This window comes from Microbacterium sp. APC 3901, assembly GCF_030407765.1.
Taxonomy (GTDB): domain Bacteria; phylum Actinomycetota; class Actinomycetes; order Actinomycetales; family Microbacteriaceae; genus Microbacterium.
Genome location: NZ_JASDCU010000002.1, coordinates 103,048 through 118,805, shown reverse-complemented (window position 1 = coordinate 118,805; position 15,758 = coordinate 103,048). Strand labels below are relative to the sequence as shown.

Sequence of the window (15,758 nt, the reverse complement as noted above, 5' to 3'; positions counted from 1 at the left end):
ATACGCCCCCTAGGGTCGGAACATGGCCTCAGAACGCGTGCCCCTGACCGTCATCGATCCTGATGGGGAGCGAGAGGTCGTGCTGTCCAGCCCGAACAGGGTGGTGTGGCCGAAGGACGGCATCACGAAGGCCGAGCTCGCGGAGTACTTCCAGCTCGTCAGCGCCCCGTTCCTCGAGGCGAACGGCAACCGTCCCGTCTCGCTCGAGCGCTTCCGCGACGGGCTCGGCAGCGACGGCTTCTTCTCGAAGAACCCGCCCAAGGGCACGCCCGATTATGTGGACGCCGTCACGGTGACTTACAACAGCGGGCGTCGGCATCCGCAGATCGTGCTCAACCGACCCAGCGCGATCGTCTGGGCGGCGCAGATGAACACGATCGTGTTCCACCCGTGGGCGTCGCTCGCCTCCGACCCCGACAACCCGGTCGAGCTGCGGATCGATCTCGACCCGCAGCCGGGGACGGGGTTCGCCGATGCCGTCCTCGCCGCACACGCGCTGCGGGAGGTGCTCGACGAGGTCGGTCTCGACGCGTTCGTCAAGACCAGTGGCAATCGCGGGCTGCACGTGTTCGCCCCGATCGAGCCGACGCACGAGTTCCTCGACGTGCGGCACGCCGTGATCGCGGCCGGCCGAGAGCTGGAGCGACGGATGCCCGAGCAGGTCACGATGAGCTGGTGGAAGGAAGAACGAGGGGAGCGGGTCTTCATCGACTTCAACCAGGCCAACCGGGATCGCACGATGGCCGGCGCCTACAGTCCTCGGGCTCTCGCCGGAGCCACTGTCTCGACGCCGGTGCACTGGGACGAACTCGACGGCCTCGACCCCGCGGAGTTCACCGTGCGCAGCATTCCGAGACGACTCGATGAGGTCGGCGACCCCTGGGCGGGTAAGCAAGACGACCCGGGTCGCATCGACACGCTGTTGGAGTGGTGGGAGCGTGACCTCGAGGCGGGCCTGGGTGAGCTGTCGTTCCCACCCGAGTTCCCGAAGATGCCGGGGGAGCCACCACGTGTGCAGCCCAGCAAGAAGGTCGAAGGCAACTGGGACGCGAACGGCGATCCGATCGACGGGTGAGACTCAGCCTATGACCGCGGCCAGGTCGTATCCGGCGACGGTCTCGAGCTGGTCGTAGGTGCACGAACGGGGATCCCGGTCGGGCCGCCAACGCTCGAACTGCACGGTGTGACGGAACCGCGAACCCTCGAGCTGGTCGTAGCGCACCTCGAGCACGAGCTCGGGCCGCAGCCGAACGAAAGACACATCCTTCGAACCGCTGAAGCGTGATCGCTCGCCCTCTCCGGTGACGGCATCGCCTGTATCGTCGCGCTCCACCAGCGGGTCGAGCTCCTCGACGAGTTCTCTCCGGCGCACATCGCTCCACGCTGCCACGCCGCCGACCTGCCGGAGCGTGCCGTCGGAATCGTAGAGGCCGACGAGCAGCGACCCGACCCCCGCTCCCGATCTGTGCACGCGGTATCCGAGCGCGACCACGTCGGCCGTGCGGGCGTGCTTGATCTTGACGAGGGTGCGCTTGCCGGGCGCGTACGGCTGATCGAGGGGCTTGGCCACCACTCCGTCGAGGCCTGCCCCCTCGAACTCGGCGAGCCAGCGCACAGCGGCGTCTCGATCGCGGGTGGTACGCGTGATGTGCAGCGGATGCTCGACCGAGGCCATCAGCGTCTCCAGACGCTCGCGCCGCTCGGCGAACGGAGCGCTCGACAGGTCTTCGTCGTCGACTGCCAGCAGGTCGAACGCGATGAACATCGCCGGTGTCTCGGCTGCCAGCCTGGCGACTCGCGAGGCCGCGGGATGGATGCGCTGGCTCAGCGCCTCCCAGTCGAGCCGCTGCGCGCCCGCCGGGCCTGTGGCGACGACGATCTCGCCGTCGAGCAGGCACGGGCCAGGCAGCAGCCGGGGGATGGCTTCGACGAGCTCGGGAAAGTACCTGGTCAGCGGCTTCGCCCCGCGAGAGCCGATCTCGACGCTGTCGCCGTCCCAGGCGATCAGTCCACGGAATCCGTCCCATTTGGGCTCGAACAGCAGTCCGCCGGCGGCCTTCGCAGGGTCCGGGACGGATGCTGCCGCCTTCGCCAGCATCGGTGAGGGGATCTCGTAGCGCATGGATCCATCCTGGCGTCGGCGGCGCCGCGGCAGAAGGGCGACTTCGGGGCGTCAGCCGAACAGGTCGCCGAGCGACACGCGGGTGCCCGCATCCTTCAGCGCCGTTCGGGCGGCGTGCCACCCGGCCATGCCGTTGACACCCGGGCCCGGCGGGGTCGACGCCGAAGCGAGATACACGCCGTGCATCGGTGTGCGCCAGGGCGCGGTGCCGAGCACGGGTCTGCGCAGCGCCTGTGGGATGGTGAAGGCACCGCCCAGGATGTCGCCGCCGATCTCCGACGGATTCACCGCCTCGCGCGACGACGCGGGCACGGAGTGGTGGGCGAGGATGAGATCGCGGAACCCCGGTGCGAACCGTTCGACCTGACGGGTGATGAGCTCGGTGGCGTCGAGGTCGGAGTCCTGCGGCACGTGGATGTATGCCCACAGCACCGCCTTGCCCTCGGGCGCCCGACTGGGATCGAAGACCGACGGCTGCACCGACAGCACATAGGGGTGATCGCTGATCCGACCGCGGGCCACGGCGTTCTCGCTCTCCCAGATCTCCGCCGCTGATCCACCGATGTGCACGGTGGGCGACTGCCCGACCTCGGCGTTGGTCCAGGGGATGGGTCCGTCGAGAGCGAAGTCGACCTTCGCGGCAGCCGGGCCGTAGCGGTAGCTGCGGATCGCCCGCGCGTACGACGCGGGGATGTCGGGATGGGTGAGGGTGAGCCGGGGCGACGTGTTCAGCATCAGCAGATCGCCGCGGGCGGGGTCGCCCCAGTCGAGCGCCGCCAGGTCGGTGATGTGCGTGCCTGCCTCGACGGATCCGCCATTGTCCTCGATGTCGGCGACCATGCTGTCGGCGATGTTCTGCGCGCCGCCTCGGGGGTACATCCATCCGCCCGCGTGCGCCTGCGCGGCCAGCAGCAGTCCGGCGGCGGCACCGGCGAGGGAGGGGAGGGGGGTGTTCGCGTGCGCCAGGACGCCCGACATCAGACCGGCGGCCTCCTCGGTGCGGAAGGTGCGTCGGGCCAGGGCCGTGCCCTGATCGAGCATCCGCAGTGCGAATCGGAGAGCCGTGATCGGCTCGCGGGGAACCCGGATCATCTGATTGCCGGTGAAGTCGACGACACCCTCGACATGCGTGCTGAGCGGGCGCAGAAGCGACAGCCAGGCGCGCTCGTCGGCACCGAGCGCCGCGGCGGTGCGCTCTATGTCGCGCCAGGCGATGCCGGCTCTGCCGCCGTCGAGCGGGTGCGCGTAAGAGATGTCGGGGTGGATCCAGTCGACCCGCTCGGCAAGGCCGAACGCCTGGAAGAACGACGACGACAGCGCAGCCGGATGAACCGCGGCGCAGACGTCATGGCGGAAGCCGGAGAGCGTCGACTCGGCGGTGCGGACGCCGCCGCCGATGGTGTCCGCCGCCTCGAGGACGCGCACCTCGTAGCCTGCACGGGCGAGGGTCACGGCCGCCGCCAGGCCGTTCGGTCCGGAGCCGATGATCGTCGCGCGTGCCATTCGGCCAGTCTTCCATGCCCGGGCGTGAGATCCTTGAGGAAATGAATGAAGTTCAGGGCCCGACCCCCACAGGCAACTCCCGTCCGTATCGAACCCTCGCGGAGGCGCTCCGAGCGCACCGCATCGCCGAAGAGAACCATGAGTTCATCGCGGCGATCACGGATGCCGTCGGCATCTCGTCCTACATCGACCGAGGCCGGTACATCGAGGCGATCCGCCGCGGCGATGGCGCCTCGCTGCACATCGGCAAGACCTACACCAACGGCTTCACCGAAGACGAGGTCGTCGTCGTCGGTTCGACGCCCCTGCGTCTGCGGCCGAGCGAAGGCCGTGCTCCGTACTTCTTCGTGACGCACCCGAGCGAGTTCCGACCGATCGCTCCGGTCAAGGCGAAGCGCACCGCGACGCCTCGAGCCGCGGCGGCCCCGAGGGCCGAGCGTGCGACCAAGACGAGCGAGCGCGACTACGGCGTGTGCGACGTCTGCTTCATGGTGAAGACGCCGGCCGGCGGTTGCGGCTGCGACTGACGCCCGCGGTCACCGCGCCTCGAAGCGCACCCCGGTGAGCGTCTCGGACACGTCCCAGATCCTCCGTGCCGACGTCGCGTCTCGCAGCCGCGAGTAGAGCCTCTGGGGCGCGGGCGGGCCGCCGAGGTGGCCGACCCCCGAGGGCCCGTAGAATCCTCCGCCGACGGCATCCGCTGAGGTCGCCGCGTAGAGCGCAGGAAGTCCTGCGGACTCGGCGGTGCCGACGATCACGCCCCGGCGTGAGAGCGCGTCGATCACGCGGCGTGCCGCCGTCTGCGTCGCGCGGCCGAGCTCCGGCTGCGCGGCCAGCAGGTTCGTCGGTGCGACCCCGGGATGCGAGAGCAGGCTGGTGATGCCCCATCCCTCGGCCTCGCCGCGTCGCTGAAGCTCGAGCGCGAACATTCCGAACGCGATCTTGGACTGGCTGTAGGCGCGCATCCCGTTGTACGAGCGCTCCCACTGAAGGTCGCCCCAGTTGATGCCGCCGCTGTCGGCCGCGATGCTGATCTGCGAGACGACCCTGGCCTCGCCGGCCACGAGCAGGGGGAGCAGCCGTCCGACGAGTGCGAAGTGCCCCAGATGGTTGGCGCCGAACTGCAGCTCGAAGTCCTCCGCCGTGGTTCTGCGGTCCGGCGGCGTCATCACTCCGGCGTTGTTGATGAGCATGCCGATCGGCACTCCCTCGTCTCGCAGAGTCGAGGCGAGTGCGGCGATCGAGTCGCGTGACGAGAGATCGAGATCCCGCAGCGAGATGCGTGCGTGCGGAGCCGTCTCACGGATGCGAGTGATCGCCGCCTCGCCCTTTCTTCGATTACGGACGGGCATCACGACCTCCGCGCCCGCGGCGGCGAGACGGGTGGTGATCCCCATGCCTATTCCGTCGCTTGCTCCGGTGATCACTGCGCGCGCACCGTGCAACGGCGGGATGGTCTGTTCTGCGTTCTTGCGCGGCATGTTCTCTCCTCTTCCTCGTCGGCTCCGATGCTCTCCCGTGTGCGCCGGGCGAACCAGGGATCGTCGATCCGTGGATCGCGCGGGAGTCGGCTGGTAGAACAGAGACGACGGCGGGAGAAGCGCATGGCGGTGGACCGACGGGGGCTCGCGGAGTTCCTGAGGACGAGGCGCGAGGCGCTGCAACGCGAGGATGTCGGGCTCGCCCGCGGAGAGCGGCGACGCACCGACGGCCTGCGACGGGAGGAAGCGGCTTCGCTGTGCCACATGTCGACCGACTACTACGCGCGGCTCGAACAGGAACGCGGACCCCAGCCCTCCGATCAGATGGTGGCGGCGATCGCCCAGGGACTGCACCTCTCACTGGCAGAGCGAGACCATCTCTTCGCCCTCGCCGGTCACACGCCGCCGGCGCGAGGCGCCGAGAGCGACCATGTGAGCCCGGGGATGCTGCGGATCTTCGATCGACTGCACGACACTCCCGCCGAGGTGGTCACCGAACTCGGTGAGACTCTGCGTCAGAGCCCGTTGGGCAGTGCCCTGGTGGGAGATCTCGTCGGACTCCGCGGACCTTCGCGCAGCATCGGGTATCGATGGTTCACCGACCCCTCCGCCCGGCTGATCTACGACCCGGAGGACCATCCGTTCCTCTCCCGGCTGTGGGTGTCGGGGCTGCGCGAGATCGCCGCTCGTCGGGGCCCAGGATCTCGAGCGGCGCGTTATGTGGAGCTTCTGACCGACCGGAGCGAGGAGTTCCGACGCATCTGGAAGACGCACGAGGTGGGTCTTCGCCCCGGCGCCACCAAGCGCTTCATGCACCCCGAGCTCGGGAGGCTCGAGCTCGCGTGCCAGACGCTCGTCGATCCGGAGCAGTCGCACTCCCTGCTCGTCTACACTGCGGCGCCTGGCAGCGAGAGCCAGGAGAAGCTACGGCTTCTCTCGGTGATCGGTCATCAGAGATTCGCCGGCGATCCCGCACCGTCCGCCTCGGGCGGGAAGTCCGACGGCTGATCCGTCACAGGCGCCCGCCGCGCAGGATCAGACGAAGGCGCTCATCCCGGTGATGTCGCGCCCGAGAAGCAGCGCCTGCACGCTCTCGGTGCCCTCGTAGGTGTGGATCGCCTCGATGTCGGCCATGTGCTGCATCACGCCGTTCTCGAGCAGGATCCCGTTGCCGCCGAGCAGATCGCGGGCGACGGCTGCCACGCGCCGTGCGGCGCGCGTGTTGTGGAACTTCGCCAATGACGCCTGGGTGGGGCGCAGCGCGCCGGCGGTCTCGAGGTCTGCGAGGCGACGGCAGTAGAGCTGCATCGCGGTGAGGTCCTCGAGCATGTGGGTGAGGCGCTCCTGCACCATCTGGAACTTGGCCAGCGGCTTGCCGAACTGGATGCGCTGCGTCGAGTAGGCGAGTGCCGCCTCGTAGCACGCGGTCGCGTGGCCGAGAGCCGACCAGGCGACGCCGGAACGGGTCGCGTAGAGCACGATCGACGCGTCCTTGAAGCTCTTGGTCCCCGGCAGCACGGAGTCGAGCGGCACGCGCACGTCGTCGAGCTCGATGTGCGCCTGGTGGATGGCTCGGAGCGACGCCTTGCCCCGGATCGGCGTCCCGGTGTAGCCGGGGGTGTCCTGTTCGACGAGGAAGCACCGCACGGCGCCGTGCTCCGCGGCCGTCTCGTCATCGACGCGGGCCCACACGAACGTGATGCCGCCCGAGGCCCCGTTGCCGATCCACTTCTTCGCCCCGCGGATCACCCAGTCGTCGCCATCGCGGCGCGCGACTGTCTCGAGCGAGACGGAGTCGGATCCGTGGTCGGGTTCGGTGAGGGCGAACGAGCCGAAGACTGAGCCGTGGGCGAGCGCCGTCAGCCACTTCTCCTGTTGCTCGGCTGAACCGAAGAGGGCGAGAGTGCGCAGCGCGAGTCCGCCCTGCACGGCGAGCACGGTGCCGAGCGAGCCGTCACCGCGGGAGATCTCCATGTTCACGAGTCCGGCGGCGAGAGGGGAGAGGCGAGTGAGCGACGGATGATCGATGCCGTCGACCACCAGATCCATCTCGCCCATGCGGCGAGCGGCGTCGAGCGGGTACTCGGCACGGTCCCAGGCATCCGCCATCTGCGGTCCGACCTCGTCGATGTACGCCTTGGCGCGATCCCAGGCTGCGCGATCGTCCTCGGGGATGTCGGCGAAGACGGCGTAGTAGTCGCTGTCCTGTCGTCCGGTGATGTCGTACGACGACACGCGCTCGCCGGGCAGGGGGGAGGCTGTGGTGCTCATGGTGACTCCTTCGTGACACCAGGTATCGTACTCCTCGATACTCGGTTCCACGACTCCGTGAGGTCGGAGTCAGACGCGGTCAGTCGAGCTGGGTGCGCAGGCGCCGCGTGACCTCTGCGATCGGCATCGAGCGGGGGAACACGGCGACGACCACGTCGTCCGGCGCCTCTGTGGCAGTCTCCGAGGGCACGCCGTAGCGGCGGCGCACGTCGGCGAGGGCCGTCTGCAGCGTCGAGAGCGGCACCTTCTTCTTGCCGCGCAGCAGCTGTCGGAGCACATGGTTGTGCACCGCGGTGACGAGAGCCGAGAATCCGACGGCGTCCAGAGGATCGATGCCGGGAAGGGAGCTGCGCAGGTAGTCGTCGAACAGCCGCTCGTACCGGAACACCGTGATGATCTCGCGCTCACGGAGCACCGGCACCTGGCGCACGATCTGATAGCGCCGACGCGCGAGCTCGGGGTCGTGTGCGAAGTGGGCGAAGACCGACTCGGATGCAGCGCACACCGCCCCCCAAGGGTCGTCATGTCCCTCACCGAGGAACGTCCGCAGCTGCTCGAGCAGAACCTCATGATCTGCGAAGACGACATCCTCCTTACCGCCGAACTGGCGGAAGAACGTCGAACGCGAGACCCCTGCGGCCTTCGCGATCTGCTCGACGGAGGTCTGGTCGAAGCCCTGCGATGCGAAGAGCTCGAGTGCAGCGGCCACGACGCCGGTGCGCAGTTCTGCGGATTCGTGCATGGGACGAGCCTAGACCTCGGCTGCGGTCGACATGGTTGTGGTCGTCATGGGGAGACAGGGCCCCGCTTGCGTCTGTCAGGCGTTCAGTTCGAGGTAGTAGGCTGGGCGACTGGTCGATGTCTCGACATCGAGAGAATTACCAGACAGCAGCCCAGTGAAGGAACCACAGTGGATCTGTACGAGTACCAGGCACGAGACGTTTTCGAGAAGTACGGAGTGCCGGTTCTCGCCGGCATCGTCGCCGACACCCCCGAGGAGGTGAAGGCAGCCGCTGAGAAGATCGGCGGAGTCGTCGTCGTCAAGGCCCAGGTCAAGACCGGTGGTCGCGGCAAGGCCGGCGGCGTCAAGGTCGCGAAGACCCCCGAAGAGGCGTACGAGGCCGCCAAGGCCATCCTCGGACTCGACATCAAGGGCCACGTCGTCAAGCGAGTCATGGTCGCGCAGGGTGCGCGCATCGCCGAGGAGTTCTACTTCTCCGTGCTGCTCGACCGCGCCAACCGCTCCTACCTGAGCCTCTGCTCGGTCGAGGGCGGCATGGAGATCGAGGAGCTCGCGGTCGAGCGCCCCGAGGCGCTCGCACGCGTCGAGGTCAACCCGCTGACCGGCATTGACAAGGCGAAGGCCGTCGAGATCGCCCGCGCGGCCAACTTCCCCGAAGACCTCGTCGAGAAGGTGTCCGACGTCTTCGTCAAGCTCTTCGACGTCTACAAGGGCGAGGACGCGACTCTCGTCGAGGTCAACCCGCTCGTCCGCACCGAAGAGGGCGACATCATCGCCCTCGACGGCAAGGTCACGCTCGACGACAACGCCTCCGAGATCCGTCACCCCGAGCACGAAGCGCTCGAGGACAAGGACGCTGCCGACCCGCTCGAGGCCAAGGCCAAGAAGAGCGGTCTGAACTACGTGAAGCTCGACGGCGAGGTCGGGATCATCGGCAACGGTGCAGGACTCGTCATGTCGACGCTCGACGTCGTCGCCTACGCCGGTGAGAACCACAACGGCGTCAAGCCCGCCAACTTCCTCGACATCGGCGGCGGCGCCTCGGCCGAGGTCATGGCCGCAGGACTCGACGTCATCCTCGGCGACCCGCAGGTCAAGAGCGTGTTCGTGAACGTCTTCGGTGGCATCACGGCGTGCGACGCCGTCGCCAACGGCATCAAGGGTGCTCTCGAGACCCTCGGAAGCGCAGCCTCCAAGCCGCTCGTCGTGCGCCTCGACGGCAACCGCGTCGACGAGGGTCGCGCGATCCTCGCCGAGTACGCACACCCGCTCGTCACGCTCGCCAGCACCATGGACGAGGGCGCCGACAAGGCCGCCGAACTCGCCAACGCCTGATCGCAGAGAGACACAAGGACTAAAGAAATGTCGATCTACCTCAACAAGGATTCCAAGGTCATCGTCCAGGGCATCACCGGCGGCGAGGGCACCAAGCACACGGCGCTCATGCTGAAGGCCGGCACCCAGGTCGTCGGTGGCGTGAACGCCCGCAAGGCCGGCACCACGGTCTCGCACACCGACAAGGACGGCAACGCCGTCGAGCTCCCCGTCTTCGCATCCGTGGCCGAGGCCATGAAGGAGACCGGCGCCGACGTGTCGATTGCCTTCGTGCCGGGTGCGTTCACGAAGGACGCGATGATCGAGGCCATCGACGCCGAGATCCCGCTGCTCGTCGTCATCACCGAGGGCGTCCCCGTCGGGGACTCGGCCGAGGCGTGGGCCTACGCGCAGAGCAAGGGCAACAAGACCCGCATCATCGGACCGAACTGCCCCGGCATCATCACCCCCGGTGAGGCGCTCGTCGGCATCACGCCCGCGAACATCACCGGCAAGGGCCCGATCGGTCTCGTGTCGAAGTCGGGCACCCTGACCTACCAGATGATGTTCGAGCTGCGCGACCTGGGCTTCTCGACCGCCATCGGCATCGGTGGCGACCCGGTCATCGGCACGACGCACATCGACGCGCTGGCCGCGTTCGAGGCCGACCCCGAGACCAAGGCGATCGTGATGATCGGCGAGATCGGCGGCGATGCGGAAGAGCGTGCGGCCGACTACATCAAGGCACACGTCACCAAGCCGGTCGTCGGCTACGTCGCGGGCTTCACGGCTCCCGAGGGCAAGACCATGGGCCACGCCGGCGCCATCGTCTCGGGCTCGGCAGGCACCGCTCAGGCGAAGAAGGAGGCCCTCGAGGCCGCCGGCGTCAAGGTCGGCAAGACGCCGTCCGAGACCGCCGCTCTCATGCGTGAGATCGTCGAGTCGCTCTAAGCGCTATAATCGAGGAGAAGGCCCTGGACTCCACTCCGGGGCCTTCTTTCATGCCCGGGCGAGATGCGCCCCGACACGAAGAGAGGGGCGGATGCAGCTCGCATCCGCCCCTCTCTCGTCTCGCGCCGCTCAGGCGACGCCGAAGAACGCCTCGATGGGGCCGCGCGCGAAGAACACCACGAAACCGGCGGCGACCACCCACAGCAGCGGGCTGATCTTCCTGGCTTTGCCGGAGAACGCCTGCACGAGCACCCAGCTGACGAAGCCGGCGCCGATTCCGTTGGCGATCGAGTAGGTCAGCGGCATCACGGTGACCGTCAGGAACACCGGCAGCAGCACGCTGAACTCGGTGAGGTCGATGTACTTGATCTGGGCCATCATCATGGCTCCGACGATCACCAGCGCCGCGGCGGCGATCTCGGTCGGCACGATCGACGTGAGCGGTGTGAGGAACATCGCGAGCAGGAACATGCCACCGGTGATCAGGTTCGCGAAGCCGGTGCGCGCACCCTCTCCGATACCCGCTCCGGACTCGATGAACACGGTGCTCGACGACGACGAGGTGCCACCACCGACGATCGCGCCGACACCTTCGACGACCAGCGCCGACTTGATGCGCGGGAAGTCGCCGTTCTCGTTCGCGAGACCGGCTTCCTTCGCGAGACCGGTCATGGTGCCCATGGCGTCGAAGAAGTTCGAGAAGACCAGCGTGAAGACGATCATCACGATCGCGACGAGGCTGACCTTGCTGAAGTCGAAGCTGAAGTCGACCGCGCCGACCAGGCTCAGGTCGGGCAGGCCGAACGGCGAGCCGGTGAGCGTGGGGACCGTCAGCCCCCAGCCTCCGGCGTTGCCGTCTGCTGCGGCACCGAGGTGCCAGATCGCCTCGACGATCACCGCGAGCACCGTGCCCGAGACGAGACCGATGAGCAGCCCGCCCTTGACCTTGCGGGCGACCAGGATGCCGGTGACGATGAGCGTGACGATGAAGAGAACGGTCGGGACGGTCGCCACGGAGCCGCCGACTCCCAGACCGACCGGCGGGGATGCGCTCCCGGTGGCGGTCACGAAGCCCGAGTTCACGAAGCCGATGAAGGCGATGAACAGGCCGATTCCGACAGTGATCGCGATCTTGAGCTGGAACGGGACGGCGTCGAAGATCATCTTCCGCAGGCCGGTGGCCGCGAGGAGCACGATCACGAGGCCGTTGATCATGACGAGCGCCATGGCCTCAGGCCAGGTGACCTGGCCGACGACCGAGAACGCGACGAAGGCGTTGATGCCGAGGCCCGCAGCGAAGCCGAAGGGCAGGCGGGTGATGAGACCGAACAGGATCGTCATCACACCGGCGGTCAGCGCGGTCGCGGCGCCGACGGCGCTGAAGTCGAGGGTGTCGCCTGCGACGTCGGTCGAGCCGGACAGGATGATCGGGTTGAGGATCACGATGTAGGCCATCGTGACGAAGGTCACCAGACCCCCTCGGATCTCGGTGCCGATCGTGGATCCGCGCTTGCTGATCTCGAAGAAGCGGTCCAGGGCGTTGGTGGGTTCGGCAGTAGAGCGGGTGGGGGACGGGGCAGTTGTCATCGGGAAACCTCCGCAGGAGACGATATCGTGTCGCGCGAGTCGCGCGCGCCCCCAGGCGACGACAGGGTTCTCGTCGTAGTCTCGATTCGATATGCAACGCCTCCTCGTCGCGCTCCTCGCCGCCTTCGACGCCGCTATCGCTGCGGCGGTCGGTCTCGTGGTTCTGCTGGCGCCGCTCACCCTGCTCTGGACGCTCTCGTTCGGAGTCACGGCCGACTGGGGAGCCCTCTGGCCGCTCACCGGGTCACTGTGGCAGTTCGGCCACGGGGTGCCGCTGAGCGTCGAACTCTCGACCGAGGTGCTTCGCACCACAGGCATCGCGCCTGACGCCGCCGCCTTCACCCTCTCGGTGACTCCGCTGGCGTTCCTCATCTTCACTCTGCTGTTCGCGGCTCGCTCCGGCGCCCGTGCAGCCCGTGCCGGCGCCTGGCTGCTCGGCACGCTCTCGGGGTCCCTCGCGTTCGCGGCCATAGCAACCGGGGTCGCGCTGACCTCGCACCTCGCCGCGTTCGAGACGTCCGTCGCGGAGGGCACTCTGCTGCCGACCGCCGTCTATCTCGCGGGTGCCGTGGGCGGGGCGGTCCGCGTCGCCTGGGAAGACGGTGACGGCGGCGTCCTCGACCGCATCCACGATGTCGTCGATTCGCGGGGCGATTGGGGGCCGGTGCCCAGCGCAGCGGTCCGCGGAGCAGCCTTCGCCGTGGTGGGGGTCACAGCCGTCTCGGCTGTCGCCGTCGCGGTGCTCGTCGCGGCACGAGGCGGAGAGATGGTGGCGCTGTTCCAGGCGGCCAGAGTCGATGCGCTCGGCGCCGCCGTGATCACGCTCGGGCATCTCGCCTATCTGCCCACGATCATCGTCTGGGCGGCCTCCTGGCTCGCCGGCCCCGGATTCGCGGTCGGCGTCGGCACTGCCGTGTCTCCCGCGGGCACGCAGCTCGGAGTGGTCCCTGGCATTCCCGTACTCGGCCTTCTTCCCGAGGGCACGTCGATCTGGATGCTCATCGTGATCATCCTCCCGATCGGAGCCGGAGCGTTCGCAGGATGGGCTGTCCGCTCGCGCCTCGTCTGGGAGGGTACGCCTCTCGGAATGGCTCCTCGAGCGGTGATCTCTGTGGGCATAGGGGCCTTGACCGCAGCGGTCGCTGCGGTCGCCGCGCTGCTCGCCGGAGGATCGATGGGCCCCGGCCGGCTCGCCGAAGCGGGACCGGCGGCGCTGCCGTTCGCCCTCGCTCTGGGCGGCGAGGTTCTGCTCGGCGCGGCGATCCTGCTGCTGTCTCCCCGGAACCGGGACGAGCTCGCCGAAGAGCGCACCGACCGGTGGGTCGCCGAGATGACGGCCTCCGACGCCGTCTCCAGCGCGCCCGATGGGGCGACGGTCGGCTGGCCCGACGCATCGTCCGCCCACGACACTGCGCCGCTCGACACCTCGCCGCTCGACACCGCGGCGGGATTCCGGCTGCCGAGGCGCGACCCGGGGGACCCCGTCGGTTGACATGCGGGTCGGGCCCCGACGCCGGCCCCGATAGACTGGGCGCGTGCTCACGGTCGCCGTTCTCATCTCGGGCACCGGCTCGAACCTTCGCGCCCTCCTCGAGGCTGCTCGCCACCCCGATTTCCCCGCGCGGGTGGTGGTCGTCGGTGCCGACCGCGAAGCCGACGGCCTCGCCCACGCCGAGGAGTTCGGCATCCCGAGCTTCACGGTTCCGTGGCACGAGCACGAGTCTCGCGAAGCATGGGGCGAAGAGCTCGGCCGCCAGCTCGCCGTCTGGAACGCCGACCTCGTCGTGCTCAGCGGCCTGATGCGTCTGCTTCCCGCCGCTCTCGTCGCCGACCTCGCGCCCCGGCTGATCAACACGCATCCCGCCTACCTGCCGGAGTTCCCCGGCGCGCACGGAGTGCGCGACGCGCTCGCCGCGGGTGTCTCGCAGACCGGCGCGAGCGTGATCGTCGTCGACGACGGCGTCGACACCGGGCCGATCCTCGCGCAGGAGAGGGTGCCGGTCGTCGCCGGCGACACCGAGCACAGCCTGCACGAGCGCATCAAGCCCGTCGAACGCCGACTGCTCATCGACGTGGTGCGACGCATCGCGACCGGCGAGCTCTCGCTGACCTCCGCACCCTGACTTCCGCACCCTGCCCGATCCACGCACGCCCCCCTCGCACGAAGGAGCCCATCATGGCCGGACCCCGCCACGATCATTCGCTGTACCGCGACCGCGACACCGTCCCGGTGCGTCGGGCGCTCGTCTCAGTGAGCGACAAGACCGATCTGCTCGTGCTCGCCGAAGCGCTCGCCGGCGCGGGCGTGCAGATCGTCTCGACCGGTTCGACCGCGTCGACCATCCGCGAGGCCGGATTCGAGGTGACCGACGTCGCCGCCGTCACCGGTGTCGCCGAGATGCTCGACGGTCGCGTGAAGACCCTGCACCCGAAGATCCACGGAGGTCTGCTCGCGGACCTCCGCCTCGAGGACCACGAGCGTCAGCTCGCCGACCTCGACATCGCGCCGTTCGAGCTCGTCGTCGTGAACCTCTACCCCTTCGTCGAGACGGTCGCATCGGGCGCCGAGGGCGACGACGTCGTCGAGCAGATCGACATCGGCGGACCGGCCATGGTTCGCGCTGCGGCCAAGAACCACGCCAACGTCGCGATCGTCGTCTCCCCGCAGTCGTACCAGGGCATCATCAGCGCCATCGAGAACGGCGGCACCACGCTGACGCAGCGTCGCGAACTCGCAGCCCGCGCCTTCGCTCACACCGCCGCGTACGACACGGCGGTGGCCTCCTGGTTCGCCGAGGGCACGCTCGGTGAGGGCGAGGACCTGCCCACCCACCTCACGATCCAGGCAGAGCTGCTCAACACGCTGCGCTACGGCGAGAACTCGCACCAGCGCGGCGCGATCTACACGCGCGTCGGCGGTCACGGTATCGCGCAGGCGACGCAGCTGCAGGGCAAGGAGATGTCGTACAACAACTACGTCGACGCGGATGCCGCACTGCGCGCCGCCTACGACATGGTGAAGCCGGCAGTCGCGATCATCAAGCACGCGAACCCGTGCGGCATCGCGACCACCGCGCCGAACGCCCTCGACCCGATCGCGAGTGCGCACATCCGTGCCCACGAGTGCGACCCCGTGTCGGCGTACGGCGGGGTGATCGCCGCGAACGGCACAGTCACGCTGAAGATGGCCGAGAACCTCAAGGACATCTTCACCGAGGTCATCGTCGCTCCGTCGTTCGAGCCCGCAGCCCTCGAGGTGTTCAAGGCGAAGAAGAACCTGCGTCTGCTGCAGCTGCCGCAGGACTGGCAGCAGGAGCGCATGGACGTGCGTCTGGTCTCAGGAGGACTCCTGCTGCAGGATGCAGACCGCTTCCCCGACGACATCGTGTCGGTGGCGAAGAACTGGGAGCTCGTCTCTGGCGAGCGCCCCAGCGACGAGGAGATGGAGAACCTGATCTTCGCGTGGAAGGCGTGCCGCGCCGTCAAGTCGAACGCGATCGTCCTCGCGAAGGACAACGCCACGGTCGGCGTCGGCATGGGCCAGGTCAACCGCGTCGACTCCTGCCGGCTCGCCGTCGAGCGTGCCGGTGACCGCGCAGCCGGCTCCGTCGCGGCATCCGATGCGTTCTTCCCCTTCGCCGACGGTGCGCAGGTGCTCATCGACGCGGGCGTGAAGGCGATCGTGCAGCCCGGCGGTTCGGTGCGTGACGAAGAGGTCGTCGATGCAGCGCGCAAGGCCGGCGTCACGATGTTCTTCACCGGCGAGCGCCACTTCTTCCACTGAGAC

At 68.5% G+C, this 15,758-nt stretch carries 14 protein-coding genes; 8 read left to right on the top strand and 6 right to left on the bottom strand.

Features of this window, described 5'->3' with window-relative positions; all coding sequences use genetic code 11:
- The first annotated feature begins 22 nt into the window (after window positions 1–22).
- Window positions 23–1,075 (top strand): non-homologous end-joining DNA ligase, encoded by a 1,053-nt coding sequence (gene ligD / locus QMA07_RS02115; protein WP_290159642.1) that lies wholly within the window; start codon window positions 23–25, stop codon window positions 1,073–1,075.
- 3 nt (window positions 1,076–1,078) lie between these two features.
- Here the strand turns inward: ligD and QMA07_RS02110 are convergent, their stop codons facing one another.
- Both QMA07_RS02110 and QMA07_RS02105 read right to left on the bottom strand, forming a co-directional pair.
- Window positions 1,079–2,122, bottom strand: coding sequence for an ATP-dependent DNA ligase (locus tag QMA07_RS02110; RefSeq protein ID WP_290159640.1), 1,044 nt, complete (start codon window positions 2,120–2,122; stop codon window positions 1,079–1,081).
- 51 nt (window positions 2,123–2,173) lie between these two features.
- Complete coding sequence (locus tag QMA07_RS02105; protein WP_290159638.1) at window positions 2,174–3,625, bottom strand: NAD(P)/FAD-dependent oxidoreductase; 1,452 nt, start codon at window positions 3,623–3,625, stop codon at window positions 2,174–2,176.
- 41 nt (window positions 3,626–3,666) lie between these two features.
- Between QMA07_RS02105 and QMA07_RS02100 the strand changes: the two genes are divergently transcribed.
- A complete protein-coding gene (locus QMA07_RS02100) occupies window positions 3,667–4,152 on the top strand; it encodes a hypothetical protein (RefSeq protein WP_290159636.1) in 486 nt (161 codons plus the stop codon).
- 9 nt (window positions 4,153–4,161) lie between these two features.
- Here the strand turns inward: QMA07_RS02100 and QMA07_RS02095 are convergent, their stop codons facing one another.
- The gene (locus QMA07_RS02095; RefSeq protein WP_290159634.1) at window positions 4,162–5,106 is read right to left on the bottom strand and encodes an SDR family oxidoreductase; all 945 of its coding nucleotides are present in this window, start codon (window positions 5,104–5,106) and stop codon (window positions 4,162–4,164) included.
- Between the two features lie 123 nt (window positions 5,107–5,229).
- Between QMA07_RS02095 and QMA07_RS02090 the strand changes: the two genes are divergently transcribed.
- The gene (locus tag QMA07_RS02090) at window positions 5,230–6,114 is read left to right on the top strand and encodes a helix-turn-helix transcriptional regulator (RefSeq protein WP_290159633.1); all 885 of its coding nucleotides are present in this window, start codon (window positions 5,230–5,232) and stop codon (window positions 6,112–6,114) included.
- A 27-nt stretch (window positions 6,115–6,141) separates the two neighbouring features.
- On the opposite strand, the gene QMA07_RS02085 is transcribed toward QMA07_RS02090, so the two are convergent.
- Both QMA07_RS02085 and QMA07_RS02080 read right to left on the bottom strand, forming a co-directional pair.
- Entirely contained in the window at window positions 6,142–7,377 is a 1,236-nt protein-coding gene (locus QMA07_RS02085; RefSeq protein WP_290159632.1) for an acyl-CoA dehydrogenase family protein, read from the bottom strand.
- Window positions 7,378–7,456: 79 nt separating this feature from the next.
- The gene (locus QMA07_RS02080) at window positions 7,457–8,119 is read right to left on the bottom strand and encodes a TetR family transcriptional regulator (RefSeq protein ID WP_290159630.1); all 663 of its coding nucleotides are present in this window, start codon (window positions 8,117–8,119) and stop codon (window positions 7,457–7,459) included.
- A 168-nt stretch (window positions 8,120–8,287) separates the two neighbouring features.
- Between QMA07_RS02080 and sucC the strand changes: the two genes are divergently transcribed.
- Both sucC and sucD read left to right on the top strand, forming a co-directional pair.
- Window positions 8,288–9,454 carry an ADP-forming succinate--CoA ligase subunit beta gene (gene sucC, locus QMA07_RS02075; RefSeq protein WP_290159629.1) on the top strand — a complete coding sequence of 389 codons (1,167 nt, stop codon included), beginning with the start codon at window positions 8,288–8,290 and terminating at the stop codon, window positions 9,452–9,454.
- A gap of 27 nt (window positions 9,455–9,481) precedes the next feature.
- The gene (gene sucD / locus QMA07_RS02070) at window positions 9,482–10,384 is read left to right on the top strand and encodes a succinate--CoA ligase subunit alpha (RefSeq protein ID WP_290159627.1); all 903 of its coding nucleotides are present in this window, start codon (window positions 9,482–9,484) and stop codon (window positions 10,382–10,384) included.
- Between the two features lie 129 nt (window positions 10,385–10,513).
- Here the strand turns inward: sucD and QMA07_RS02065 are convergent, their stop codons facing one another.
- Complete coding sequence (locus QMA07_RS02065) at window positions 10,514–11,971, bottom strand: NCS2 family permease (RefSeq protein ID WP_290159626.1); 1,458 nt, start codon at window positions 11,969–11,971, stop codon at window positions 10,514–10,516.
- Window positions 11,972–12,062: 91 nt separating this feature from the next.
- Here QMA07_RS02065 and QMA07_RS02060 point away from each other — a divergent pair, with 91 nt between their 5' ends.
- Genes QMA07_RS02060 through purH form a run of 3 tightly spaced genes read left to right on the top strand, consistent with a single transcriptional unit; the run spans window position 12,063 to window position 15,755 of the window.
- Window positions 12,063–13,463 carry a DUF6350 family protein gene (locus tag QMA07_RS02060; protein ID WP_290159624.1) on the top strand — a complete coding sequence of 467 codons (1,401 nt, stop codon included), beginning with the start codon at window positions 12,063–12,065 and terminating at the stop codon, window positions 13,461–13,463.
- A gap of 43 nt (window positions 13,464–13,506) precedes the next feature.
- Complete coding sequence (purN, locus tag QMA07_RS02055) at window positions 13,507–14,094, top strand: phosphoribosylglycinamide formyltransferase (RefSeq protein ID WP_290159622.1); 588 nt, start codon at window positions 13,507–13,509, stop codon at window positions 14,092–14,094.
- A gap of 53 nt (window positions 14,095–14,147) precedes the next feature.
- Entirely contained in the window at window positions 14,148–15,755 is a 1,608-nt protein-coding gene (purH, locus tag QMA07_RS02050) for a bifunctional phosphoribosylaminoimidazolecarboxamide formyltransferase/IMP cyclohydrolase (RefSeq protein WP_290159620.1), read from the top strand.
- Window positions 15,756–15,758: the final 3 nt, after the last annotated feature.